This is a genomic window from Streptomyces flavalbus, assembly GCF_042674625.1.
GTDB classification, from domain to species: Bacteria; Actinomycetota; Actinomycetes; order Streptomycetales; family Streptomycetaceae; genus Streptomyces; species Streptomyces flavalbus.
Genome location: NZ_JBHTEB010000001.1, coordinates 6,837,994 through 6,860,396, shown reverse-complemented (window position 1 = coordinate 6,860,396; position 22,403 = coordinate 6,837,994). Strand labels below are relative to the sequence as shown.

21 protein-coding genes and 1 pseudogene are annotated in these 22,403 nt (G+C 73.0%); 7 read left to right on the top strand and 15 right to left on the bottom strand.

Features of this window, described 5'->3' with window-relative positions:
* Window positions 1-5: 5 nt before the first annotated feature.
* The 14 genes from ACFQZ6_RS30625 to ACFQZ6_RS30560 all read right to left on the bottom strand — a co-directional run bounded on the left by ACFQZ6_RS30625 (window position 6) and on the right by ACFQZ6_RS30560 (window position 14,756).
* Complete coding sequence (locus ACFQZ6_RS30625; protein WP_381615557.1) at window positions 6-647, bottom strand: phosphorylase family protein; 642 nt, start codon at window positions 645-647, stop codon at window positions 6-8.
* Window positions 647-2,659, bottom strand: coding sequence for a squalene--hopene cyclase (shc, locus tag ACFQZ6_RS30620; protein ID WP_381615554.1), 2,013 nt, complete (start codon window positions 2,657-2,659; stop codon window positions 647-649). The genes ACFQZ6_RS30625 and shc overlap by 1 nt, the downstream gene beginning before the upstream one ends.
* 110 nt (window positions 2,660-2,769) lie before the next feature.
* The gene (locus tag ACFQZ6_RS30615) at window positions 2,770-3,816 is read right to left on the bottom strand and encodes a polyprenyl synthetase family protein (RefSeq protein ID WP_381618777.1); all 1,047 of its coding nucleotides are present in this window, start codon (window positions 3,814-3,816) and stop codon (window positions 2,770-2,772) included.
* Window positions 3,817-3,902: 86 nt separating this feature from the next.
* A complete protein-coding gene (gene hpnE / locus ACFQZ6_RS30610) occupies window positions 3,903-5,330 on the bottom strand; it encodes a hydroxysqualene dehydroxylase HpnE (protein WP_381615551.1) in 1,428 nt (475 codons plus the stop codon).
* Window positions 5,327-5,479 (bottom strand): DUF6380 family protein, encoded by a 153-nt coding sequence (locus ACFQZ6_RS30605; RefSeq protein WP_381615548.1) that lies wholly within the window; start codon window positions 5,477-5,479, stop codon window positions 5,327-5,329. Before ACFQZ6_RS30605 ends, hpnE begins: the two co-directional genes overlap by 4 nt.
* Window positions 5,479-6,429 carry a presqualene diphosphate synthase HpnD gene (gene hpnD / locus ACFQZ6_RS30600; protein ID WP_381615545.1) on the bottom strand — a complete coding sequence of 317 codons (951 nt, stop codon included), beginning with the start codon at window positions 6,427-6,429 and terminating at the stop codon, window positions 5,479-5,481. The genes ACFQZ6_RS30605 and hpnD overlap by 1 nt, the downstream gene beginning before the upstream one ends.
* Window positions 6,426-7,358: a squalene synthase HpnC gene (gene hpnC / locus ACFQZ6_RS30595; RefSeq protein WP_381615543.1), complete on the bottom strand. Its 933-nt coding sequence runs from the start codon at window positions 7,356-7,358 to the stop codon at window positions 6,426-6,428. The genes hpnD and hpnC overlap by 4 nt, the downstream gene beginning before the upstream one ends.
* Window positions 7,359-7,687: 329 nt before the next feature.
* The gene (locus tag ACFQZ6_RS30590; protein WP_381615541.1) at window positions 7,688-8,503 is read right to left on the bottom strand and encodes an ABC transporter ATP-binding protein; all 816 of its coding nucleotides are present in this window, start codon (window positions 8,501-8,503) and stop codon (window positions 7,688-7,690) included.
* Window positions 8,496-9,434, bottom strand: a complete 939-nt coding sequence (locus ACFQZ6_RS30585) for an ABC transporter permease (protein ID WP_381615538.1) — start codon at window positions 9,432-9,434, stop codon at window positions 8,496-8,498. Before ACFQZ6_RS30585 ends, ACFQZ6_RS30590 begins: the two co-directional genes overlap by 8 nt.
* Window positions 9,435-9,511: 77 nt before the next feature.
* Entirely contained in the window at window positions 9,512-10,357 is an 846-nt protein-coding gene (locus tag ACFQZ6_RS30580; RefSeq protein ID WP_381618775.1) for a glycosyltransferase family 2 protein, read from the bottom strand.
* A 47-nt stretch (window positions 10,358-10,404) separates the two neighbouring features.
* Window positions 10,405-11,184: a CDP-alcohol phosphatidyltransferase family protein gene (locus ACFQZ6_RS30575; protein WP_381615536.1), complete on the bottom strand. Its 780-nt coding sequence runs from the start codon at window positions 11,182-11,184 to the stop codon at window positions 10,405-10,407.
* Complete coding sequence (locus tag ACFQZ6_RS30570) at window positions 11,162-12,223, bottom strand: iron-containing alcohol dehydrogenase family protein (RefSeq protein ID WP_381615533.1); 1,062 nt, start codon at window positions 12,221-12,223, stop codon at window positions 11,162-11,164. The genes ACFQZ6_RS30575 and ACFQZ6_RS30570 overlap by 23 nt, the downstream gene beginning before the upstream one ends.
* Complete coding sequence (locus ACFQZ6_RS30565) at window positions 12,211-12,963, bottom strand: phosphocholine cytidylyltransferase family protein (protein WP_381615531.1); 753 nt, start codon at window positions 12,961-12,963, stop codon at window positions 12,211-12,213. Before ACFQZ6_RS30565 ends, ACFQZ6_RS30570 begins: the two co-directional genes overlap by 13 nt.
* The gene (locus ACFQZ6_RS30560) at window positions 12,960-14,756 is read right to left on the bottom strand and encodes a DUF5941 domain-containing protein (protein ID WP_381615528.1); all 1,797 of its coding nucleotides are present in this window, start codon (window positions 14,754-14,756) and stop codon (window positions 12,960-12,962) included. Before ACFQZ6_RS30560 ends, ACFQZ6_RS30565 begins: the two co-directional genes overlap by 4 nt.
* 317 nt (window positions 14,757-15,073) lie before the next feature.
* Here ACFQZ6_RS30560 and galE point away from each other — a divergent pair, with 317 nt between their 5' ends.
* The 3 genes from galE (at window position 15,074) to idi (ending at window position 17,853) form a co-directional block, all read left to right on the top strand.
* On the top strand, window positions 15,074-16,045 hold the full coding sequence (gene galE / locus ACFQZ6_RS30555) for a UDP-glucose 4-epimerase GalE (protein ID WP_381615525.1): 972 nt from the start codon (window positions 15,074-15,076) through the stop codon (window positions 16,043-16,045).
* Window positions 16,046-16,190: 145 nt separating this feature from the next.
* Complete coding sequence (locus tag ACFQZ6_RS30550; RefSeq protein WP_381615522.1) at window positions 16,191-17,129, top strand: cation diffusion facilitator family transporter; 939 nt, start codon at window positions 16,191-16,193, stop codon at window positions 17,127-17,129.
* Window positions 17,130-17,259: 130 nt separating this feature from the next.
* Window positions 17,260-17,853, top strand: a complete 594-nt coding sequence (idi, locus tag ACFQZ6_RS30545; RefSeq protein ID WP_381615519.1) for an isopentenyl-diphosphate Delta-isomerase — start codon at window positions 17,260-17,262, stop codon at window positions 17,851-17,853.
* A 45-nt stretch (window positions 17,854-17,898) separates the two neighbouring features.
* On the opposite strand, the gene ACFQZ6_RS30540 is transcribed toward idi, so the two are convergent.
* Window positions 17,899-18,396: an ATP-binding protein gene (locus ACFQZ6_RS30540; protein WP_381618772.1), complete on the bottom strand. Its 498-nt coding sequence runs from the start codon at window positions 18,394-18,396 to the stop codon at window positions 17,899-17,901.
* A 255-nt stretch (window positions 18,397-18,651) separates the two neighbouring features.
* Here ACFQZ6_RS30540 and ACFQZ6_RS30535 point away from each other — a divergent pair, with 255 nt between their 5' ends.
* The 4 genes and pseudogenes from ACFQZ6_RS30535 to ACFQZ6_RS30520 form a co-directional block, all read left to right on the top strand.
* The gene (locus ACFQZ6_RS30535) at window positions 18,652-19,401 is read left to right on the top strand and encodes an enoyl-CoA hydratase/isomerase family protein (RefSeq protein WP_381615517.1); all 750 of its coding nucleotides are present in this window, start codon (window positions 18,652-18,654) and stop codon (window positions 19,399-19,401) included.
* Window positions 19,402-19,497: 96 nt separating this feature from the next.
* On the top strand, window positions 19,498-19,635 hold the full coding sequence (locus ACFQZ6_RS30530; RefSeq protein ID WP_381615514.1) for an LPFR motif small protein: 138 nt from the start codon (window positions 19,498-19,500) through the stop codon (window positions 19,633-19,635).
* A 77-nt stretch (window positions 19,636-19,712) separates the two neighbouring features.
* Complete coding sequence (locus ACFQZ6_RS30525) at window positions 19,713-22,100, top strand: Tex family protein (RefSeq protein WP_381615512.1); 2,388 nt, start codon at window positions 19,713-19,715, stop codon at window positions 22,098-22,100.
* A 132-nt stretch (window positions 22,101-22,232) separates the two neighbouring features.
* Window positions 22,233-22,403: pseudogene (locus ACFQZ6_RS30520) on the top strand (peptidase S12); the annotation flags it as partial.

Below are 22,403 nucleotides of genomic sequence, written 5' to 3'. Positions count from 1 at the left end.
CTGGCTCACCTCCTGGGGAGCAGTGCGGAACGGTGCCATTCGAAAAAAGCGGGAAGTACGGAACGAAGAACGCGGAAAGCCGATATTCCACCGCGCAGGGTGCCGATCCGGACGAGTTCATGTTCCGGAGCGTCCACGACCACCCGGACGGCCGCAACGGGGCGCACGCCCGCGCGGACGGCGCTCAGGAGCGTGGCCGCCGACTCCATGTCGACGGCGATCGCGCCGGTGCCGAGCAGTTCGGCCCGCTCCTGGCCGCGGACCACGTGGTCGGCGCCGGTGAGCGGCCCGGTGTGCACGGTACGGCCGGGTACCGCCCGCCCCAACTCCTTGACCAGCAGCTCGGTGCCGGTGCAGGGGGTGCGCCCGCGCGGGTCCCGGGTCTCCTCGGCGACGACCAGGTCGCCGGGGTGCATCCCGGGCGCGAGCCCCGCGCAGAAGCCGGTGGCGAGCACGGCGGCGTCCCGCAGCGCGGCGCCGGTCAGGGCGCGGGTGACGGAGCGCTCGGCCGCCCTGGGGCCCATGCCGGTGCGCAGCACGGTGACGGGCCCGTCGGCGCCGCTCCGGTCGCCGGTGCGCAGGGCGAACTGCTCGATGCCGAGCGCGCAGGCGATCAGCAGCGGTGCCGGTGCTGGCGGTGCCGCCATCAGCCCCCCTTGGCCGCGGTGCGCGGCTTCAGGACGGCGGGCTCCCCGTACACGTACCGGCCGAGCGCGGTGACCGGGAAGACCTGCCGGTAGAGGTGGTAGTTGATGGAGAAGTCCCACGGGAAGCCGGTGCCCGTGAAGTACGGCTCGTCCCAGGAGCCGTCCTCGCGCTGGGTGGCGGCGAGCCACTCCACGCCCCGTTCGACGGCCTTGGAGTCCTTCTCCCCGGCGGCGAGCAGCGCCATCAGCGCCCACGCGGTCTGCGAGGCGGTGGAGGCACCGCGGCCCCGCCACTCGTTGACGTAGTGGTAGGAGCGCAGGTCCTCGCCCCAGCCGCCGTCCTCGTTCTGCACGCTCTCCAGCCAGCCGACGGCGCGCCGGATCGCCGGGTGCGAGGTGGGGAGTCCGGCGGTGACCAGGGCGGGGACGACGGAGCCGGTGCCGTAGACGTAGTTGACGCCCCAGCGTCCGAACCAGGAGCCGTCCGCCTCCTGTGCGTCGAGGAGCCAGGCGATGCCGCGCCGGGTGCGCGGGTCGTGGGCCAGTCCCTCCACGGCGAGCATCTCCACGACGTGCGCGGTGACGTCCGCCGACGGCGGGTCGATGACCTCGCCGAAGTCGCAGAACGGCAGCCGGTTGGGGAAGGGGCTGGTGTTGTCGACGTCGAACGCGCCCCACGCGCCGTTCTTCGACTGCATCCCCAGGTTCCAGCGCACCCCGCGCCCGATGGCCTTCTCCACCCGCTCCGGGTCGTGGTGCCGGACCCGGCGCAGCGCGAGGACCACCTCGGCGGTGTCGTCGATGTCGGGGTAGTTGTCGTTGTGGAACTCGAACGCCCAGCCGCCGGGCGGCAGTCCGGGTCGCCGCACCGACCAGTCGCCGGGCCGCACGATCTGCTCGCCGAGCATCCAGTCGGCGGCCTTGACCAGCGCCGGGTGGTCGGCGGGGACGCCCGCGTCGGCGAGCGCGATGGTGGCGAGGCAGGTGTCCCAGACCGGGGACTGGCACGCCTCGATCATCCGGGCGCCGTCCTCACGCCAGACGGCGAACCGGTCCAGCGACTCCAGCCCGGCGCGCATCACGGGGTGCTTGAGGTCGTAGCCGAGCAGGTGCAGGGCGATGACCGAGTAGACCGCGGGGGGCTGGATGCCGCCCCAGCAGCCGTCGTTCTCCTGCCGTTCGATGATCCAGCGGGCGGCGCTGTTCAGCGCGGCCCGGCGCAGTCGGCGCGGGGCGACCTTCCGGAAGGCGTGCAGGGCCTTGTCGATGCGCTGGAAGGCGCCGTCCCAGGTGGTGGCGGGGGCGAGCGGCCGGTGCGGGTTGGGGTTGGCGGGGTTGGTGTGCAGTTCGTCCAGGGGGAACGGGGCGGGCCGCACCGGGCGCTTGGCGGAGACGATGGTCAGCGGGACGATCGTCTGCCGCGCCCAGCAGCCGAAGTCGTAGATGTTCAGCGGTACCCAACGGGGCAGATAGATGATCTCCGGGGGGAGTTCGGGCAGGTCCTCCCACTTCCACCAGCCGAACAGGGCGAGCCAGATCCGGGTGAAGACGCGTGCGGCGGCGATCCCGCCGCGGGCGCGGATCCAGGCGGACGCCTTCGCCATGTGCGCGGCGTCGGGGTCGTCCCCGGCGAGGCGGAGGGCGACGTACGCCTCGACGGTGGCGGACAGGTCGCCGGGGCCGCCGTAGAAGGTGGCCCAGGTGCCGTCCTCGCGCTGCTCGCCGCGGATGAACAGGGCGGCGGCGTGGCTGGTCTCCTCGTCGAGGATGCCGAGGAACTGGCGGAGCAGCAGGTCCTCGGCGTCCATGGTGACGTTGGTCTCCAGGTCGCCCTTCCACCAGCCCTCGGTGTCCTGGCGGGCCAGCAGGTACTCGGTGGCGCGCTGCACCGCGCGCACGGCGGCTTCCTGGACCCCGGTCGCCGCCGGGGTGGTGGTGAGCGTGGTTTCGCTGGCCGCGGCAGCGCGGGGCGGCAGGGTGGCCCCGGTGCTTCCGTCGGTCGTCGCTGTCATGGCTTCCCCTTCGTGCAGTGTGCAAGTCGTGCGTCTGCTGTGGGTCCGCCGTCGGCCGGAGCACGCTGCTCCGGTCGGCGACTACGCGAGTTCTATCCGGCCAATAATGATCATCTCTCTCGTACGACGACGAAGTCCGCGAGCGCCGTGAACCGGTCGCGCACCCGGTCGGGCATGTCGACGGCGTCGAGGGCTTCGATGGCGATGGTGTGCTGGCGGCGGGCCTCCTCGGCGGTCCACCCGCGTCCGCCCGCGCTCTCGATGAGGGCGGCGCGGACCGCGAACTCCTCCTCGGAGAAGTGCGCGAAGTCGGTTTCCTTGGCGTCGGCGGCGAGCAGTTCGGCGAGGTGCTCGGAGGCGGGGCCGCCCGCGGCGAGCGCGGCCACCACCGGCAGCGACTTCTTGCGCTGGCGCAGGTCGCTCCAGGTCCGCTTGCCGGTGGCGTCCGGGTCGCCCCAGATGCCGAGCAGGTCGTCGATGGCCTGGAAGGCGAGGCCGAGGTGGTAGCCGTAGCGCTCCAGGGCGTCGGCGGCGCGGTCGTCGGCGCCGCCGAGGACGGCGCCGATGGAGCTGGCGCAGGCGAGCAGGGCGCCGGTCTTGTTGCCCTCCATCTCCAGGCACTCCTCGACGCTGACGCGGTCGCGGTGCTCGTAGGAGATGTCCTGGGCCTGGCCGTCGATCAGGGCGCGGGTGGCGGTGGTCAGGCGGCGGGCGGCGCGGCCCGCCTCGACGGTGCCGAGTTCCAGCAGCACCTCCTGGGCCAGCGCGAACAGGGCGTCGCCGACCAGGATGGCCTGGGCGGGGCCGTGCACCTTCCAGACGGTGTCGCGGTGGCGGCGCTGCTCGTCGCCGTCCATCAGGTCGTCGTGGAGCAGGGAGAAGTTGTGGACGAGTTCGACGGCCACGGCGCCGGGCACGCCGGTCTCCGGCGCGGCTCCGGCGACCTCGGCGGAGAGCACGGCGAGGGCGGGGCGCACGGCCTTGCCGCCGTCGCCCGCGGCGGGGTTGCCGTGCGCGTCGATCCAGCCGAAGTGGTAGGCGGCGACCGTGTCCATGGGCGGCGCGAGGCGGTCGACGGCCGCCCGCAGCACCGGCGTGGCCAGGGTTCGGCCGCGCTCCAGGAGAGCGGTCACGTCGACCGCGTCTCTAGCGGCCATGGAGGCCGGGGGCACAGGGGGCACGTTCTCTCCTCTTGTTGCTGTGCTGCTGGAAGTGCGGGTGCCTGCCGCGCGCTGATCGAGTGTCACGCCGCCTCCTCGACGTCGAAGAGGTGGGCGGGGCGGGGCCTGCCGAGGGCGAGCAGCGCGGCGTCGGCCGCGTTGATGCCGCTGCGGACCGCACTCTCCATGGTCGCGGGCCACCCAGTGGCGGTCCACGCGCCGGCCAGGTACAGGCCGGGGGCTCGGGTCCGGGCGCCGGGCCTGAGCCGGGCGACTCCGGGGGCGGGGGCGAAGGTGGCGGTGCGCTCCCGGGTGACGAAGAAGTCCCGCACCGTGGCGCCCCGGGTGCGCGGCAGCAGGCGCTGGAGTTCGGGGAGGTAGCGCTCGCGCAGGTCGGCGACGGGGGCATCGATGTCGTCGTGCGCGGCGGACTGGGACAGCGCCAGGTACTGGCCGTCCTTCAGACCGGAGGCGGCGGTGCGGTCGAAGACCCACTGCACGGGGGTGCCGAGCGCGGCGAGGAAGGGCGCGTCGAGGACCCGGCGGTCGTAGACGACGTGGACGTTGAGGATCGGCGCGGTGCCGATGCGGGTGAGCCGTCCGGGGTCGTCCAGGGCGCCGTCGGGGAGCAGGGCGTGGGTCTCGTGCTGGGGTACGGCGAGGACGACCGCGTCGGTCCGGACGCGGTCGCCGGGAACCTGGACGGTCCAACGTCCGTTGTCGTCCTGGGAGATGGAGGTGACGCGTGTACGGGTCGCGATGCGTACGCCCGCGGAGTCGAGCGCCTTGCGGGCCAGCCGGTCGTGCAGTTCGCCCAGCGGGACATGGGCCCAGCCGATGTCGGCCGCGCCCGGGTCGGAGAGCAGACCGGTCTTGAACACCATCGCGGCGAGCCCCAGCGAGGTGTCGCCCGCGAACGCGTTGAGGGTGGCGACCCCGACCAGGTCCCACAGGGCCTCGATGGCGCGCGCCGACTGGCCGTGCGCGGCCAGCCAGCCGCCGAAGTCCTGGGCGTCCAGGGTCGGATCGGCGAGGTCGAGCCCCTTGAGCGCGAGCGCGGCGCGGCCCACCCGGGCGCGGTCGGCGAGCGGCAGGTGCGGATAGGTGGCGAGGCTGCGGCCCAGGTGCAGGGGCACGGGCAGCGCGTCGCGGCGAATCCTGCCGAGGCGCCGTCCCTCGGGGCGGGTGACATCGACGACGGGGACGTCGAGGCGGTCCTGGAGCGGGGCGAGGGCGGTGCCGTCGATCCGGTCGAGGAACCAGCGGTAGGCGGTGCAGCAGCGCAGGTAGACGTGCTGTCCGTTGTCGACGGTGAGGTCGCCGCGCTGGAAGGAGAAGGCGAGCCCGCCCAGGCGTGGGCGGCCTTCGAGGAGGGTGACCCTGACGCCCGCGTCGGCGAGCGCGAGCGCGGCGGTGATCCCGGCGAGCCCGCCGCCGACCACGACGGCGTCGCGGCCGGGCTCCGCGGTGGGGTGCGCGCCTGGTCCGTCCCCGTCGGTGCGGTCGGTCATCGCGCTCCCTCCCCCACGGTGGTACCACCGTGCTCCGTGCGGCCTGGACGGCAGGTCGTCGCAGTCAGGGACGCCCGCCCGCCGCGGAGGGTTGCCCGCCGCTTGCCGTGGGCGCCGGGGGCGGGGTCACGGTGGTCCAGGTGATCCATCAGACGCGCCTCCTGACGGTCCGCCGGGTGACGTGCCGGGCGTCCAGTCCGGACAGTCCGCGCACGGCGACGTACGCCTTCTCCCGGCCGGGCAGGGAGACCCGGCCGCGCAGTACGGCCTCGGGGTCGCGTTCGATGCGGTCGAGGAGGCGGCGGTAGATCCCGGCCATGGCGGCGACGCAGGCGCCGCTGCGGCGGTCGAGCATGGGGAGCAGCCGGTAGCCCTCGGCGAAAAGGGCGCGGGCCCGTCGCACTTCGAAGTGCACGAGGCCCGCGAAGTCGGAACCCTCCGGTGGGGTCGGCCCGCTGAACCCGGCCGAGCACCCGAATTTCGCGAGGTCGTCGGAGGGCAGGTAGGTTCTGCCGTCCTCGGCGTCCTCGCGGATGTCTCTGAGGATGTTGGTGAGCTGGAGGGCGAGGCCGAGGGTGTCGGCGTACTCCGGCGCCCGCTCGGCGCCGCGCGCGCCGGGTTCGGTGCCGAAGACACCGAGGGAGAGCCGCCCGATGGCGCCCGCGACACAGCGGCAGTACGCCTTCAGGTCGTCCCAGGTCTCGTAGGTCTCGCCGCGTACGTCCATCAGGACGCCGTCGATCAGCTCGTCCAGGCCGCCCAGCGGGATCGGGAAGGTGCGGGCGGCGTGCGCGAGGGCGACCGCGACGGGGTCGGTGTCGTCCTCGGCGACGGCCCCGTCCCGGATCCGGGTGAGCAGCGCCCGGGTGTCCTGGAGCCTGCTGGCCTTCACCTCGGCGTCCAGCGCGCCGTCGCCGATGTCGTCGACGCGGCGGGAGAACGCGTACAGCGCCGACATCGCCCGCCGCTTGGGGGCGGGCAGCAGTCTGATGCCGTAGGCGAAGTTACGTGCCTGCTGTCCGGTGACCGTCTCGCAGTAGCTGTAGGCGGCGAGTACCGGCGCGGACACGTGTGGTGGAGACTCCACGGTCCGGATCACCCCTCTCCTCGCAGAGTCACGCCCACCTCACGCAGCAGCCGGACCTTGCCGGGCTTGGGCGGGCCGGGAAGTACGTCGTAATCAGCGGCGGCGATCGCGTGGATCGCCGCCCTTCCCCCCGCCACGAACCCCGCGAGCAGCAGCCTCAGTCTGCCGTGGACGCTACCCACGAGGGGGGCGCCTTCATTCAGGAGTTCGCGGGCGCGTTGTGCTTCGTACGCGACCAGGGCGCGCACCGAGGCGCCGGTGGTCTTCGGGGTGAGGTCCGCTTCCTGGACGTGAAAGCGCTTCATGTCCTCGGCGGGCAGGTAGATCCGGTCGCGGCCGTGGTCCTCGGCCACGTCCTGGAGGTGCTCGACGATCTGGAGCGCGGTGCAGATGGCGTCGGAGCGGCGGATCCGCTCCGGGGTGGCGGTGCCGGTGACGGCGAGGACGAGTCGGCCGACCGGGTTGGCGGACAGCTCGCAGTAGGCCAGCAGGTCGTCGTAGGTCTCGTAGCGGCTGACGAGCTGGTCCTGGCGGTTGGCGGCGATCAGCCCGAGGAACGGCTCGGGGGTCAGCGCGCGCCTGCGCACGGTGGGCTGGAGGCGGCGCAGCAGGGGGTGGCGGGGGGTGCCGTCGAAGACCCGGCGCAGGTCGGCCTCGAAGGCGTCGAGCAGGGCGAGGCGGTCCTCGGCCGCGTCGGGGTCGACGCCGAGGAGGGCGGCGTCGGCGCCGCCCGGGGCCAGGTCGCCGTCGCCGATGTCGTCGACCAGACGGGCGAAGCCGTAGACGGCCATGAGGTCGGTGCGCCAGGCGCGGGGCAGGAAGAAGGGGGCCACGGGGAAGTTCTCTGCCGTGGCCTTGTCGAGGGTCGCGCGCTCCGGGTCTCCGGTGCGCCCCGTCGCTGCTCCCGTCACCGTTCGCTGCCCGGGGCGGGGACGGCACATGCTGCGCGGAGCCGGGGAGTTTCCGTAGCCATTGCCGTCACATCTCCCGTTCTACACTGCGGACCCAATACACACTATTTCGGACACGCCGCCCGGCGCTCGGCGCGGCGGTCCCGGATCAGGGTGTCGCGCAGTATGGCCCTTATTGCCGTGATTCGGCACCGGTACAGCTTACGTTGTACAACGGACCGGGCAGCTCGGGGGTGTCCTGCACATCACAAGAACACACCGATTGGCCCCAAGATTCCTAAGGCCGCGCAGAGTTGACGTTTCCTTTGCAGACGCGGGCCCCCGCTTGACAGTTCCCGCGGGGCCCGCGGCGGGTGCCGCTACTTGCCGGAGAACTTCTCGTACTCCTTGAGGACCTCGTCGGTCGGGCCGTCCATGCGCAGTTCGCCGCGTTCCAGCCACAGGACACGGTTGCAGGTGTCACGGATCGACTTGTTGTTGTGGCTGACCAGGAAGACCGTCCCGGCCTCCTTGCGCAGCTCGCGGATGCGGGCCTCGGAGCGCTTGCGGAAGCGGCCGTCGCCGGTGGCGAGCGCCTCGTCGATCATCAGGACGTCGTGGTCCTTGGCGGCGGCGATGGAGAACCGCAGCCGGGCCGCCATGCCGGAGGAGTAGGTGCGCATCGGCAGGGTGATGAAGTCGCCCTTCTCGTTGATGCCGGAGAAGTCGACGATGTCCTGGTACCGGGCGCGGATCTCCTCCCGGGACATGCCCATGGCGAGGCCGCCGAGGATGACGTTGCGCTCGCCGGTGAGGTCGTTCATCAGGGCGGCGTTCACCCCGAGCAGGGAGGGCTGGCCGTCGGTGTAGACCTTGCCGCGCTCGGCGGGCAGCAGCCCGGCGATGGCGCGCAGCAGGGTGGACTTGCCGGAGCCGTTGGAGCCGATCAGGCCGATCGCCTCGCCCCGGTAGGCGACGAAGGAGACCCCGCGCACGGCGTGCACCTTGCGCACGCCCCGCTCCGCGTCGTCGGAGCCGCGCCTGAGGATGCGGCTGAGGGCGGCGGTGGCGCTGCCCCGGCCGCCGCGGGCGCCGTTGACGCGGTAGACGATGTGCACGTCGTCGGCGATGACGGTGGGGACGCGCGCCCCGCCCTCGTAGGCGCTGACGTGGTCGGTCTTGTCGAGGTCAGCCACGGCCGTACTGCTCCTCAGCCTTCCAGAAGTACACGAACCCGAACGCGCCGACGAGCACCGCCCAGCCCAGGGCGAAGGCCCACACGTGCGGCGGCAGGTACGAGCTGCCGTAGCCGTCGATCATCGCGAAGCGGACCAGGTCCATGTAGATCGCGGCGGGGTTCCACTGGAGGACGTCGCTGACCCAGCCGGGGACGTCCTTGTTGGCGAGCATCGCCGGGATGCTGAACATCACGCCCGAGGCGTACATCCAGGTGCGCAGCACGAACGGCATGAGCTGGGCCAGGTCGGGGGTCTTGCTGCCCATCCGGGCGAAGGTCAGCGCGAGGCCGGTGTTGAACACGAACTGCAGCACCAGCGCGGGGACCACCAGCAGCCAGGCGGGGCTCGGATAGCTGCCGAACCCGACCATGATGATGACCAGCACGATCAGCGAGTACAGGAGCTGCTGGAGCTGCTGGAGCGCGAACGAGATCGGCAGCGAGGCCCGCGGGAAGTGCAGGGCGCGCACCAGGCCGAGGTTGCCGGAGATGGCGCGCACCCCGGCGAGCACCGAACTCTGGGTGAAGGTGAACACGAACACGCCGGTCACCAGGAACGGCACGTAGATGTCGTGCGGGATGCCGCGGCGGGCGCCGAGCAGCAGGCCGAAGATGAGGAAGTAGACCGCGGCGTTCAGCAGCGGCGTCGCCACCTGCCAGAGCTGGCCCAGCTTGGCCTGGCTGTACTGGGCGGTCAGCTTCGCCCGGGAGAAGGCGAGGATGAAGTGGCGCCGGTCCCAGAGCTGGCGGACGTACTCGACGAGCGAGGGCCGGGCGCCGCTCACGGACAGGCCGTACTTCGCGGCGAGCTGCGCCGCGGTCAGTGACTCGTCGGGCGACGGGAGCGTGGTCGTCACCGCGACTCCTCCGTCGTGCGTTGTCTCACTCACAAGTGGAAACTTTCGTCTACGATCCGAGCGGCCCGCGCGGGGCCCGGCACCGGTCGATGCTCTCAGGGTCGAGCTTGTCAGATGACCGGGGGGCGGCCCAGTCGGGTCAGCCGCCACACCGTACGCCACTTCATGGGCCTGCGGGGACCGCAGGGGCTGGTCCAGCCCTCCCGGAAGCCGCCGAACCACGCCTTCAGGGCGGGCCGGGAGGGGCGCCGCACCAGGGTGAGCAGCAGCCAGACGCCCAGGTAGACGGGGACGAGGACGGCGGGCAGGTTGCGGCGGGCGAGCCAGACCCGGTTGCGGGCGACCATCCGGTGGTAGACCGCGTGCCGGGACGGGGCGGTCGTCGGGTGGTACAGCACCATGTCGGCGCGGTAGTCGATCATCCAGCCCGCGTCCAGGGCCCGCCAGGCGAGGTCGGTCTCCTCATGGGCGTAGAAGAACGCGTCGGGCAGGCCGCCGACCTCGGCGAGGACCTGGGTGCGGACGGCGTTGGCGCCGCCGAGGAAGGTGGTGACCCGGGAGGAGCGCATCGGGTCGGAGGCGCGCAGCCGGGGCACGTGGCGGCGCTGGGTGACGCCGGTGTCCGGGTCGGCGATGCGGAAGCTGACGATGCCGAGCCGGGGGTCGGCGGCGAACGCCTCGCGGCAGAGCTGGGCGGTGTCGGTGCGGGCGAGCAGGCCGTCGTCGTCGAGGAAGAGGAGTATGTCGACGTCCCGGCCGCCGGGGCCGAACGCCTCGATGCCGACGTTGCGGCCGCCGGGGATGCCGAGGTTCTCGGGCAGCTCGATGGTGCGCACCCCGGCCGGGACCTCGGGCACCGGGGAGCCGTTGCCGACGACGACCACCTCGACGGCGGGGCCGTCCTGCTTGGCGACGGACTCCAGCAGGGCGCGCAGTTCGTCGGGGCGGTTGCCCATCGTGATGACGACCGCGCCGACCTTCAGGGCGGACGCGTCCACGGCGTTCACCGCAGCCTGCTGGAGGCGAGGATGGAGACCAGGTGCAGCAGCGTCTGGAGCAGCGCGATGCCCGCGAGGACGGCGACGCCGAGCCGGGAGAAGAACAGGTCGTCGCGGACGGTGTCGAGGACCGCGAGGACGAGGATCAGCAGCGACGCCTCGATGCCGAGGACCAGCCGGTGGAACTTGAGCGCGGCGGCGGCGCGGCGGGCCAGCGCCATCCCGGAGGAGCGCGGCTCGGCCGCCGACTCCTTGACCGGGGGCAGGCCGCCCTGGTGGCGGGCGACGCCGACCAGGTCGGTCTCGGCCTTGATCAGGATGGCGCCGAGCGCGGCGAGGGTGCCGAGGAAGGCCCACAGCCAGTCGATCCGCCCGCCGCCCCACAGGTCGGCCGCGCGCAGCCCGAAGCCGACGAGGACGGCGGCGTCGCACAGGTAGGCGCCGACCCGGTCGAGGTAGACCCCGCCCAGGGAGAACTGCTTCTTCCAGCGGGCCACCTCGCCGTCGACGCAGTCGAGCAGCAGGTAGAGCTGGACCATCAGCACGCCGAGGACGGCGCCCGGTATGCCCGGCACCAGCAGCGCGGGCGCGGCCAGGACGCCGAAGACGGTCATCAGGTACGTGAGCTGGTTGGGGGTGACCCGGGTGTTCACCAGCAGGCGGGTGATCCGCAGCGACACCTCACGCATGTAGAGGCGTCCGCCCCAGTGCTCACCGCTGCGCCGGTCCTTGACCCCCGCGGGGTGGACGACCGGACGGAGTTCAGCTACCGATGGCCTTGACATAGTCGGCGTAAATGTCCTTGGTCTGGTGGGTGTTCAGGTCGAGGTGTTCGAGGATCGTGTAGCGGCCGGGCCGGGTGCGGGGCGCGTACTCCACGACGCGGAAGAACTCCTCCGCGGTGAAGCCGATGTCCTCCGGCAGCACCGGGAGGCCGTGCCTGCGCAGCACCCCGGCCATGTACACCGACTCCTCGTGGGCGCCGCGCAGCCACATCGCGAAGGCGGCGCCGAGCCCGCACTGCTCGCCGTGGGCGGCGGCGCGCTGCGGGTGGAGCAGGTCGAAGGCGTGGTTGATCTCGTGGCAGGCGCCGGAGGAGGGGCGGGAGTCACCGGAGACCGACATGGCGATCCCGGAGAGCACCAGCGCCTCGGCGAGCACCTGGAGGAAGTCGTTGTCGGCGACGGTGCCGGGGTGGCGCAGCACCGCCTCGCCCGCCTGCCGGGCCATGGCGGCGGCGAGGCCGTCGATCTTCTCGCCCTTGACCCGCGCGGCCAGCTCCCAGTCCGCGATGGCGGAGATGTTGGAGACCGCGTCACCGATCCCGGCCCGCACGAACCGCACCGGCGCCTGGCGGACCACGTCCAGGTCGATGACGACGCCGATCGGGTTGGGCACGCCGTAGGAGCCGCGCCCGGCGTCGTTGTCGAGGGTGGCGACCGGCGAGCACAGCCCGTCGTGGGCGAGGTTCGTCGGTACGGCGACCAGCGGCAGGCCGACGCGGGCCGCGGCGAACTTGGCGCAGTCGATGATCTTGCCGCCGCCGAGGCCGACGAGGGCGTCGTAGTGCCCGGCCTTCATGTCGGCGGCGAGCCGGACGGCGTCGTCGAGGGTGCCGCCGCCGACCTCGTACCAGGAGGCGCCGGGCAGCGACGGGCCGATCCGCTCCCGCAGCCGGGCGCCCGAGCCGCCGCTGACGGCGACGGCGAGCTTCCCGGAGTGCGAGATCCGCTCGTCGGCGAGGACGCATCCCAGGTCGTCGAGGGCGCCCGGGCGGATGTCCACGACGACCGGCGAGGGGATGAGTCGGGTCAGTACCGGCACGCGATCTCCCGTCCCCGGGCGAGGTCGTCGTGGTTGTCGATCTCCACCCACGGCACGTCGCCGATCGGCGCCACGTCGATGCGGAAGCCGCGGTTGACCAGCTCCTGGTAGCCGTGCTCGTAGAACTGCTGCGGCTCGGTCTCCCAGACGGCGCGCAGCGCGTCCGCGAGTTCCGGGGCGGCGTCGCCCTCGATCAGGGTGACGCCGATGTACTCGCCGGTCGCCGCGGCCGGGTCCATCAGCTTGGTGATCTCGCGGACGCCGCCGTCGGGGCCGACGACGACCTTCATCTCCTCGTCGGCCAGCGACTTCACCGTGTCCAGGGCGAGGATGATCCGCTTGCCGTCACCGCGGGCGGCGAGCAGCGTCTCCTCGACGGAGACCGGGTGCACGGTGTCGCCGTTGGCGAGGATCACGCCGTCCTTGAGGGCGTCCCGGCCGCACCACAGGGAGTAGGCGTTGTTCCACTCCTCGGCCTTGTCGTTGTCGATGAGGGTGAGCTTGAGGCCGTACGTCTTCTCCAGGGCGGCCTTGCGCTCGTACACGGCCTCCTTGCGGTAGCCGACGATGATCGCGGCCTCGGTGAGGCCGACCTCGGCGAAGTTGCCGAGGGTGAGGTCCAGGACCGTCGGCTCGCCCTCGGTGCCCGCGGGCCCCACCGGCACCAGCGCCTTCGGCAGGGTGTCGGTGTAGGGACGCAGACGCCGTCCGGCGCCTGCCGCCAGCACGAGGCCGATCATGCGGGTTCTCCTTCGTCGTGTACGGCGGGCGCCCCTGCGGAGGCCCAGAAGCGGATGCTCTCGACGAGCACCACCAGCGCCACGGCCACGGCGAGGACCGTGAGCGCGACCGTGAACCGCTCCGCGGTGAGCAGCGCGGCCAGCACGGCGACGAGCAGGGTCCGCCCCTCGTGCCCCCCGACGGTCCGCACCAGCCAGGCCGGGGGTGCTCCGGCGTTGCCGCGGATGCGGTACACCGTGTCGTAGTGATGGTAGGCGACGGCGGCCACCAGGCCGAAAGCCGCGGGCAGCGCCCCGTTCACCTCCGCTTCGGCCGCGAGGATCAGCACGGTGCCGTACTCGGCGGCCCGGAACAGCGGCGGGACCAGCCAGTCGAGGGCGCCCTTGAGGGGCCGGGCGACGGCCTCGGCGGAGAGCAGGACGTAGAGGGCGGCGGACGCCACGACCGGCCAGCCGGGGCCGTCGAGCCAGGCCACGAGCGGCGGCAGCGCGGCGGCGACGACGGCCCACCCGACGCCGGGCACCGGGAGCCGCTGCGGCAGCACCCGCGCGAGGGCCTGCGCGAGCGGACCGGAGTCCGCGAGGTCGGCCAGCGCGGTGGCGGCCCGGTCGGTGCGGCGGGCCCTGCGGGTGAGCGAGCGCAGCACGCGCCCGGCGGTGGTGTACGTCGCGGCGAAGGCACAGCCGACGAGCAGCGCGTAGAAGGTGACGCGCGGGGTGGCGACGGCGGTGAGGACGGCGATCATCGCCCAGCGCTCACCGATCGGCAGGACGATCATCCGCCGCACCCATACCGTCCAGCCGACGCTGTCGAGCTTGTCGGAGAGGGCGGCGGTGGGGCTGGTGTTCGCCGTGGCGTCGTGATTGGCCTCGTTGAAGGAGAAGTCGACCACGTGGCGACAGGTCTGGAGGACCATCGCGCCGAGCGCGAGCGCCCACACGTCGTCGCCGCCGCGGGCCGCTCCCAGCGCGAGTCCGGCGTAGTAGGCGTACTCCTTGGCCCGGTCGAAGGTGGCGTCGAGCCAGGCGCCGAGCGTGGAGTACTGGAGGCTGTAGCGGGCGAGCTGGCCGTCGGTGCAGTCCAGCACGAAGGAGAAGACCAGCAGCAGTCCGGCGGCGACGAAGCCGCCGCGGGTGCCGGTGGCCGCGCAGCCCGCCGCGACCAGCGCGGTGAGCAGCGAGGCGGTGGTGACCTGGTTGGGGGTCAGGCCGCGGCGGGCGCACCAGCGGGCGAGGTACCGGGAGTAGGGGCTGACGCAGAAGGTGGTGAAGAAGCCGTCGCGGGCCTTCACGGCGGACTTCAGGCGTACGGCCTCGTCGTCGACGGCGGCGACGGCCTGCCGTGCCTCGTTGCGGGCCTGCGGGTCGGCCGGGACGGTGGCGACGAGGCTGCCCAGCTCGGGGCGGTGCACGGCGGCGCCGTCGGCGTCCAGGGCGGTGACGACGCGGTCGGCGAGGCTGTCGCTGGCGACGAGGGTGCGCCCGGTGCCGGAGGCGTTCTCGCGGGCCAGCGCCCGGGTCAGCGCCTGGCGTCCGGCCGCCTGGGCGGTGACGGCGCCGGGGACCGCGGCGAGCGGGAAGCGCGGGTCGGTGAGGCCGAGGCGCAGCGCGTGCGGGTGGCCGACGAAGCGGGCGTCGACGACGGCGACCCGCTGGTCGGCGGGGACCGCGGCGAGCAGGGTCTCGGCCTCGGCGGCGTCCGCGGCGGCGCGCACCTCGAAGCCGAGGGCGCGCAGGTCCCCCTCGATCGACGATCCCGGGACCGGCTGGCCGGTGAGGATAGCGGTCGGCAACCGAACTCACTCCCTGGGTGCCGACGCCGTGGCGCCGGGCGTGTGCATGGTGGGGGTCGCCCCTTGGCTGCACCAGGCGGGCGGCATGTCGGCAGAGGCTATCGGATGATGAGAAGACCGTGTTCACCGGCCGTTCATCGCCCGGACGGCGTGGCCTGCCTCGGCCGTCACATCGATCATCATCACGGATGCGGGCCCCGGCGTACAAAATCAGACCGCAGAACAGCCCATATCGCACCGACGGAACGGCCTGTGCAGGGCATAACGCACCGCTGGGCCGTCCGTCGCGGTGACCGGGGCGGCTTAGGGTGGCGACCATGACGTGGCTGATCACCGGCGGTGCCGGTTACATCGGGGCTCATGTGGCACGGGCGCTGACCGGGGCCGGGGAACGGGTCGTGGCGCTCGACGACCTGTCGGCGGGGGTGCCCGCGCGGCTTCCGGCGCGGGTGCCGCTGGTCAGGGGCTCGTCGCTGGACGGGGAGCTGCTGCGCAAGGTCTTCGCCGAGCACGCGGTGACCGGGGTGGTGCACCTCGCGGCGCGCAAGCAGGTCGCGGAGTCGGTGGCACGGCCGACGCTCTACTACCGGGAGAACGTGGGCGGCCTCGCCACCCTGCTCGACGCCGTCGTGGACGCCGGGATCGGGCGCTTCCTCTTCTCCTCCTCGGCCGCCGTCTACGGCGACCCGGGTGTGGGGTTGATCACGGAGGACACCCCGTGCGCCCCGGTGAACCCGTACGGCGAGACCAAGCTCGCCGGGGAGTGGCTGGTGCGCGCCGCCGGGCAGGCGCACGGGATCGCGACGGTGTGCCTGCGCTACTTCAACGTCGCGGGCGCCGCCGCGCCGGAGCTGTCCGACACGGGCGTGTTCAACGTCGTGCCGATGGTCTTCGACCGGCTCACCCGCGACGAGGCGCCGCGGATCTTCGGGGACGACTACCCGACCCCGGACGGCACCTGCGTCCGGGACTACATCCACGTCGAGGACCTGGCCGAGGCGCACCTCGCGGCGGCCGGGCGGCTGTCGGCGCCGGGCGCGGCGGGCGACCTGACGCTGAACATCGGCCGCGGGGAGGGCGTCTCCGTACGGGAGCTGGTCGACGTCATCGGCGAGGTGACCGGCGACCGCCGGGCGCCGCTGGTCGAGGCGCGCCGCCCGGGGGACGCGCCGGTCTCGGTCGCCTCGGCGGCGCTGGCGGCCCGGGAGCTGGGCTGGACGGCGCGGCGCGGGGTACGCGAGATGGTCGAGTCGGCGTGGGCGGGCTGGCGGCTCCAGCACGGCGGCTGACCGCCCGGTGGTCTGACCTGCGGTTCGTTTGCGCAGGTCAGAGCATATGACAACGGTGTTCAGCGTCGCGTTGCCCGATACCCCTGGGCCGTAGTTCACTGGGCCCTCGGACCGATCCCGGCGCGTTCATCAGGAGGCGGCTGTCATGGGGGCAGGGCACGACCACGGGCACGCGCACGGCGCGCCGCCCCGCGGTACGGCGGCCGCGGCGTACCGGGGCAGGCTGCGGGTCGCCCTGTCGATCACGCTCTCGGTGATGGTCGTGGAGATCGTCGGCGGGGTGCTCGCCGACTCCCTCGCGCTGGTCGCGGACGCCGCGCACATGGCGACGGACGCGCTCGGCCTGGGCATGGCGCTGCTCGCCATCCACTTCGCCAACCTGCCGCCGAGCGGGCGGCGCACCTTCGGCTACGCCCGCGCCGAGATCCTCGCCGCGCTCGCCAACTGCCTGCTGCTGCTCGGCGTCGGTGGCTACGTGCTGTACGAGGCGGTGCAGCGGTTCGTCACCCCGGCCGGGACCGACGGCGGTCTGACCGTCGTCTTCGCCGTGATCGGCCTGGTCGCCAACATGGTCTCGCTGTCGCTGCTGGTGCGCGGCCAGCGGGAGAGCCTGAACGTGCGGGGCGCGTTCCTCGAGGTGGCGGCGGACGCGCTGGGCTCGGTGGCGGTGCTGCTGTCGGCGGTGGTGATCCTGACCACCGGCTGGCAGGCCGCCGACCCGGTCGCGTCGCTGGTGATCGGCGTGATGATCGTGCCGCGGACGGTACGGCTGCTGCGGGAGACCCTGGACGTGCTGCTTGAGTCGGCGCCGAAGGGCGTGGACATGACGGAGGTACGGCAGCACATCCTGGACCTCGACGGCGTCGAGGACGTCCACGACCTGCACGCCTGGACGATCACCTCGGGGATGCCGGTGCTCTCCGCGCACGTGGTGGTGCGCTCGGACGTGCTGAACGCCATCGGGCACGAGAAGATGCTCCACGAACTCCAGGGCTGCCTGGGCGACCACTTCGACGTGGAGCACTGCACCTTCCAGCTCGAACCCGTGGGGCACGCGGAGCACGAGGCGCGGCTCTGCCACTGAGGGCCCCTCGCGCGCCCCGGCGCGGACGGTCGCACGCAGCGCGCGGGACATGCGGACGCGCCGGGAAGTGCCGGAACTGCCGGGCCGGTACGGCAGACTGGGGGCGCGAGGACCGATGTTAAGGATGGGTATGCCGATCACACCTGCCACCGCGACGCCCAGCTCGTCGAACGGCACCGCGGAAGCGATCTTGCTGGAACTGGTCGACGAGAACGGCGTGACGATCGGCACCGCGGAGAAGCTCGCCGCCCACCAGCCACCCGGGCGACTGCACCGGGCGTTCTCCGTCTTCCTCTTCGACGAGCACGGCCGACTGCTGCTCCAGCAGCGGGCCACGGGCAAGTACCACTCCCCCGGCGTGTGGTCCAACACCTGCTGCGGCCACCCCTACCCCGGTGAGTCCCCGTTCGCGGCGGCGGCCCGGCGGACGTACGAGGAGCTGGGGGTCTCCCCGTCGCTGCTCGCGGAGGCGGGCACGGTGCGCTACAACCACCCGGACCCGGCGTCGGGGCTGGTGGAGCAGGAGTACAACCACCTCTTCGTCGGGATGGTGCAGTCACCGCTGCGGCCGGACCCCGAGGAGGTCGGCGGTACGGCGTTCGTGACCCCGGCGGAGCTGGCGGAGCGGCACGCGCGGGACACCTTCTCGGCGTGGTTCATGACCGTGCTGGACGCGGCCCGCCCCGCGGTCCGGGAGCTGACGGGCCCGGCCGCGGGCTGGTGACCGGCCGTCCGGCCCGCCGCCCGGCCGGGGTCAGAGCGGCCGGGGTCAGTGCGGCCGGACGGGCTTGAGCGGCAGGGCGGCCCAGATCACCTTGCCGCCGCTGGCGGTGTGCTCGACGTCGCAGGTGCCGCCCGCCTCCCTGGTCACCTCCCGGACCAGCAGCAGTCCGCGCCCGCCGGTCTGCCCGTGGTCGGCCTCCAGGGCGGTGGGCCGGTAGGGGTGGTTGTCCTCCACCGCCACCCGCACCCACTCGGCGCCGACGGCGACCTCCACGGCCAGCATCGGCGACAGCAGCGCCGCGTGCCGTACGACGTTCGTGACCAGCTCGGAGACGATCAGCAGCAGGCCCTGCACCAGGTCGTCCGAGGCGGGCACGCCCTGCCGCACCAGCAGGTCCCGCACGGCGTGCCGCGCCTGCGGGACCGAGACCTCGACAGCGGGGGCGGTGAACCGCCAGACGCCTTCGTACGGCAACGGGGCCGGGGTCGGTGGTTCAGTGCCGCCCGTGGGGCGTGGGGCGGGCCCGCGCCCATGGTCGTCCATCGTCCGGTCGCCACCCTTGTGCTCGATGTGCTCGATTGTCACCACACGTCGAGTGTTGGTAACGAGCCGCTCCCTGCCGGAGAGCTGAACGGAAGTCAGCGACTATCGAGCGGATCTGACCACCTGCGTATGACGCGGTCGGCTGCGGGACTGCTTCCTGCCCGACTCGTGCCAACTTGGCGAACTATTCGTCTTGTACGGGTTTGCCGGTACCGGTAAGCCCGCTGATGAACGGGCACCACTAGCATCCCGGCCATGGAGTCCCGTCTGCTGCACACCGTCACCGACGCGGTGGCCACGGTCGTCATCGAGCACCCGGCCAAGCGCAACGCCATGACCGCCGCGATGTGGCGGGCGCTGCCGCCGCTGCTGGACGCCCTCGCCGCCGACCCCGCCGTACGGGCGGTGGTGCTGACCGGGGCGGGCGGGACGTTCTGCGCGGGCGCCGACATCTCCACCCTGAAGGGGTCGCCCAGGGAGGCTCAGGAGCTGGCCGTCGCCGCCGAGGAGGCCCTCGCCGCGTTCCCCAAGCCGACGCTGGCCGCCGTGCGCGGGCACTGCGTGGGCGGCGGGGCGCAGCTCGCGGCGGCCTGCGACCTGCGCTTCGCCGCGGAGGGCGCGCTGTTCGGGGTGACCCCGGCGAAGCTCGGGATCGTCTACCCGGCGTCCGCCACCCGGCGGCTGGTGTCCCTGGTGGGCCCGGCGACCGCGAAGTACCTGCTGTTCTCCGGCGAGTTGGTCGACGCCGCGCGGGCGCTGCGCACGGGCCTGGTGGACGAGGTGCTGCCCGACGGCGAGCTGGACAAGCGGGTCGCGGAGTTCACCCGGGTCCTGGCCTCGCGTTCGCTGCTGACGCAGGCGGCGGCGAAGGAGTTCGCGGACGGCCGCACCGACCGCGACGACCACTGGGCGGCGCGGGCGCGGGACAGCGGGGACACCGCGGAGGGCGTCGCCGCGTTCCTGGAGCGCAGGAGCCCGCGCTTCACCTGGACCACGCCGGGCTGAACCGGCGCCGTGGCAGGCGGCGGGCATGATCGGCGCCGTACGGGTACCCGGAGGGCACCGACTGACCGTACGGGGGACGAGTGAAAGGGGATGCACGTGCTGCGTGCCATCGCGGATGTGCTCCGCCAGATCGGCGGCGCCGTGGCGACCGTGGTGACGTTGCCGTTCCGGGCGCTGGCCCGGCTGTTCGGCGGGGCCTCAGGGTCCACCCGGCGCGGGGCGCGCCGGGCCTGACCCGCCCTGATCCCCGGCTGTCGGTGCGACCTGCCACAATTGCCGCGCAACCCGAAGTGGAGAAGGCGGTACGGGACGTGACGACACCCGGGGTTCTGGGAGCAGGGTCCATCGAAGGCAGGATCGCCGAGGAGCTCGGCATACGGGAGCGGCAGGTCAGGGCCGCGGTGGAGCTGCTGGACGGCGGTTCCACCGTGCCCTTCATCGCCCGCTACCGCAAGGAGGCCACCGAGACGCTCGACGACGCGCAGTTGCGCACGATCGAGGAGCGGCTGCGCTACCTGCGGGAGCTGGAGGAGCGGCGGACCGCGATCCTGGACTCGGTGCGCGAGCAGGGCAAGCTCACCGAGGAGCTGGAGGCCCGCATCCGGGGTGCCGAGACGAAGGCGCGGCTGGAGGACATCTACCTGCCGTTCAAGCCGAAGCGGCGCACCAAGGCCCAGATCGCCCGGGAGGCGGGCCTCGAACCGCTGGCCGACGGCCTCCTCGGTGACCCGACGGTCGAACCCCTCGCCGCCGCGGCGGCGTTCGTCGACGCCGACAAGGGCGTGGCCGACCCGCAGGCGGCCCTGGACGGGGCCCGCGCGATCCTCACCGAGCGGTTCGCGGAGGACGCCGACCTGATCGGTGAGCTGCGCGAGCGGATGTGGACGCGCGGGCGGCTGGCCGCGAAGGTCCGCGAGGGCAAGGAGGAGGCGGGCGCGAAGTTCGCGGACTACTTCGACTTCGCGGAGCCGTTCACGGCGCTGCCCTCGCACCGCGTCCTGGCGATGCTGCGCGGCGAGAAGGAGGAGGTCCTCGACCTCGTCCTGGAGCCGGAGGAGCCGACCGACGGCCCGTCGTCGTTCGAGGGCACGATCGCCCACCGCTTCGGCATCGCCGACCGGGGCCGCCCGGCCGACAAGTGGCTGCTGGACACCGTCCGCTGGGCCTGGCGCACCCGCGTCCTGGTCCACCTCGGCATCGACCTCAGGCTGCGGCTGCGGACGGCCGCGGAGGACGAGGCGGTGAAGGTGTTCGCGGCGAACCTGCGGGACCTGCTGCTCGCCGCCCCGGCGGGCACCCGCGCGACGCTCGGCCTCGACCCCGGTTTCCGTACGGGGGTGAAGGTGGCCGTCGTCGACGCCACCGGCAAGGTCGTCGCCACCGACACGATCTACCCGCACGTCCCGCAGAACCGCTGGGACGAGGCGCTCGGCAAGCTGGCCCGGCTGGCGAAGGAGCACGCGGTCGAGCTGGTCGCGATCGGCAACGGCACCGCCTCCCGCGAGACCGACAAGCTCGCCGCCGAGCTGATCGCCAGGCACCCCGAGCTGAAGCTGACCAAGGTGATGGTGTCCGAGGCGGGCGCCTCGGTGTACTCCGCCTCCGCGTTCGCCTCCCAGGAGCTGCCCGGCCTCGACGTGTCACTGCGCGGCGCGGTGTCCATCGCGCGGCGGCTCCAGGACCCGCTGGCGGAGCTGGTGAAGATCGACCCGAAGTCGATCGGCGTCGGCCAGTACCAGCACGACCTGTCCGAGGTGAAGCTGTCGCGCTCGCTGGACGCGGTGGTGGAGGACTGTGTGAACGGCGTCGGCGTCGACGTCAACACCGCCTCCGCGCCGCTGCTGTCGCGGGTGTCGGGCATCTCCTCCGGGCTCGCCGAGAACATCGTGGCGCACCGGGACACCAACGGGCCGTTCCGGTCCCGCGCGGAGCTGAAGAAGGTGGCCCGGCTGGGTCCGAAGGCGTACGAGCAGTGCGCGGGCTTCCTGCGCATCCGCGACGGCGTCGACCCGCTGGACGCGTCCAGCGTGCACCCCGAGGCGTACCCGGTGGTGCGGCGGATGGTGAAGACGACCGGGCAGGAGGTCGCCGGGCTGATCGGCAACACGGGCGTGCTGCGCTCGTTGCGCCCGCAGGACTTCGTGGACGAGACGTTCGGTCTGCCGACCGTGACCGACATCCTGCGGGAGCTGGAGAAGCCGGGGCGTGACCCGCGGCCCGCGTTCAGGACGGCGGTGTTCAAGGAGGGCGTCGAGAAGATCGCGGACCTGGAGTCCGGGATGGTCCTGGAGGGCGTCGTGACGAACGTCGCCGCGTTCGGGGCGTTCGTCGACGTCGGGGTCCACCAGGACGGTCTGGTGCACGTCTCCGCCATGTCGAGGACGTTCGTCAAGGACCCCCGCGACGTGGTCAAGCCCGGCGACATCGTGAAGGTGAAGGTCCTCGACGTCGACATCCCGCGCAAGCGGATCTCCCTGACGCTGCGACTGGACGACAAGGCCGCCGCGCCGCAGGGGCAGCAGTCCGGCGCCGGGGGCGGGCGCCAGCAGCGCGGGGGCCGCCCGCCGCAGCAGCGGCAGGGCCGCGGCGGTGCTGGGGGTGGCGGCGGTGGCCGTCCGGCCCCGGCCCCGGCCAACAGCGCGATGGCGGACGCGCTGCGACGCGCGGGCCTGGTGGACCCGAAGAACGGCCGCCGCTGACGGAGTGGGTCCCGAGGCTCCGCCCCGGGACCCCACGGGGGGGTGAGCTGGTCGTCGGGCGCTCGGGTTGTCGGGCGCGCTCGGACTACCCCCGCAGCCCCGAGTTCGCCGCCCTCGCGCGGTCCGACCCCCGGCGCCGCTTCGAGCTACACCCAGCTCATCGCGGCGACACCGGACGGGCGCCGGTCCCTGACGTTCTCCTCGACCACGCAGATCAACGAGGCCCTCAGGCCCGGCCTGCTGCGCGAGCTGCGCGCCGTGCAGGAGGACTTCGTCCGCGCCCTCCTGCGCGGCAAGCGCTAG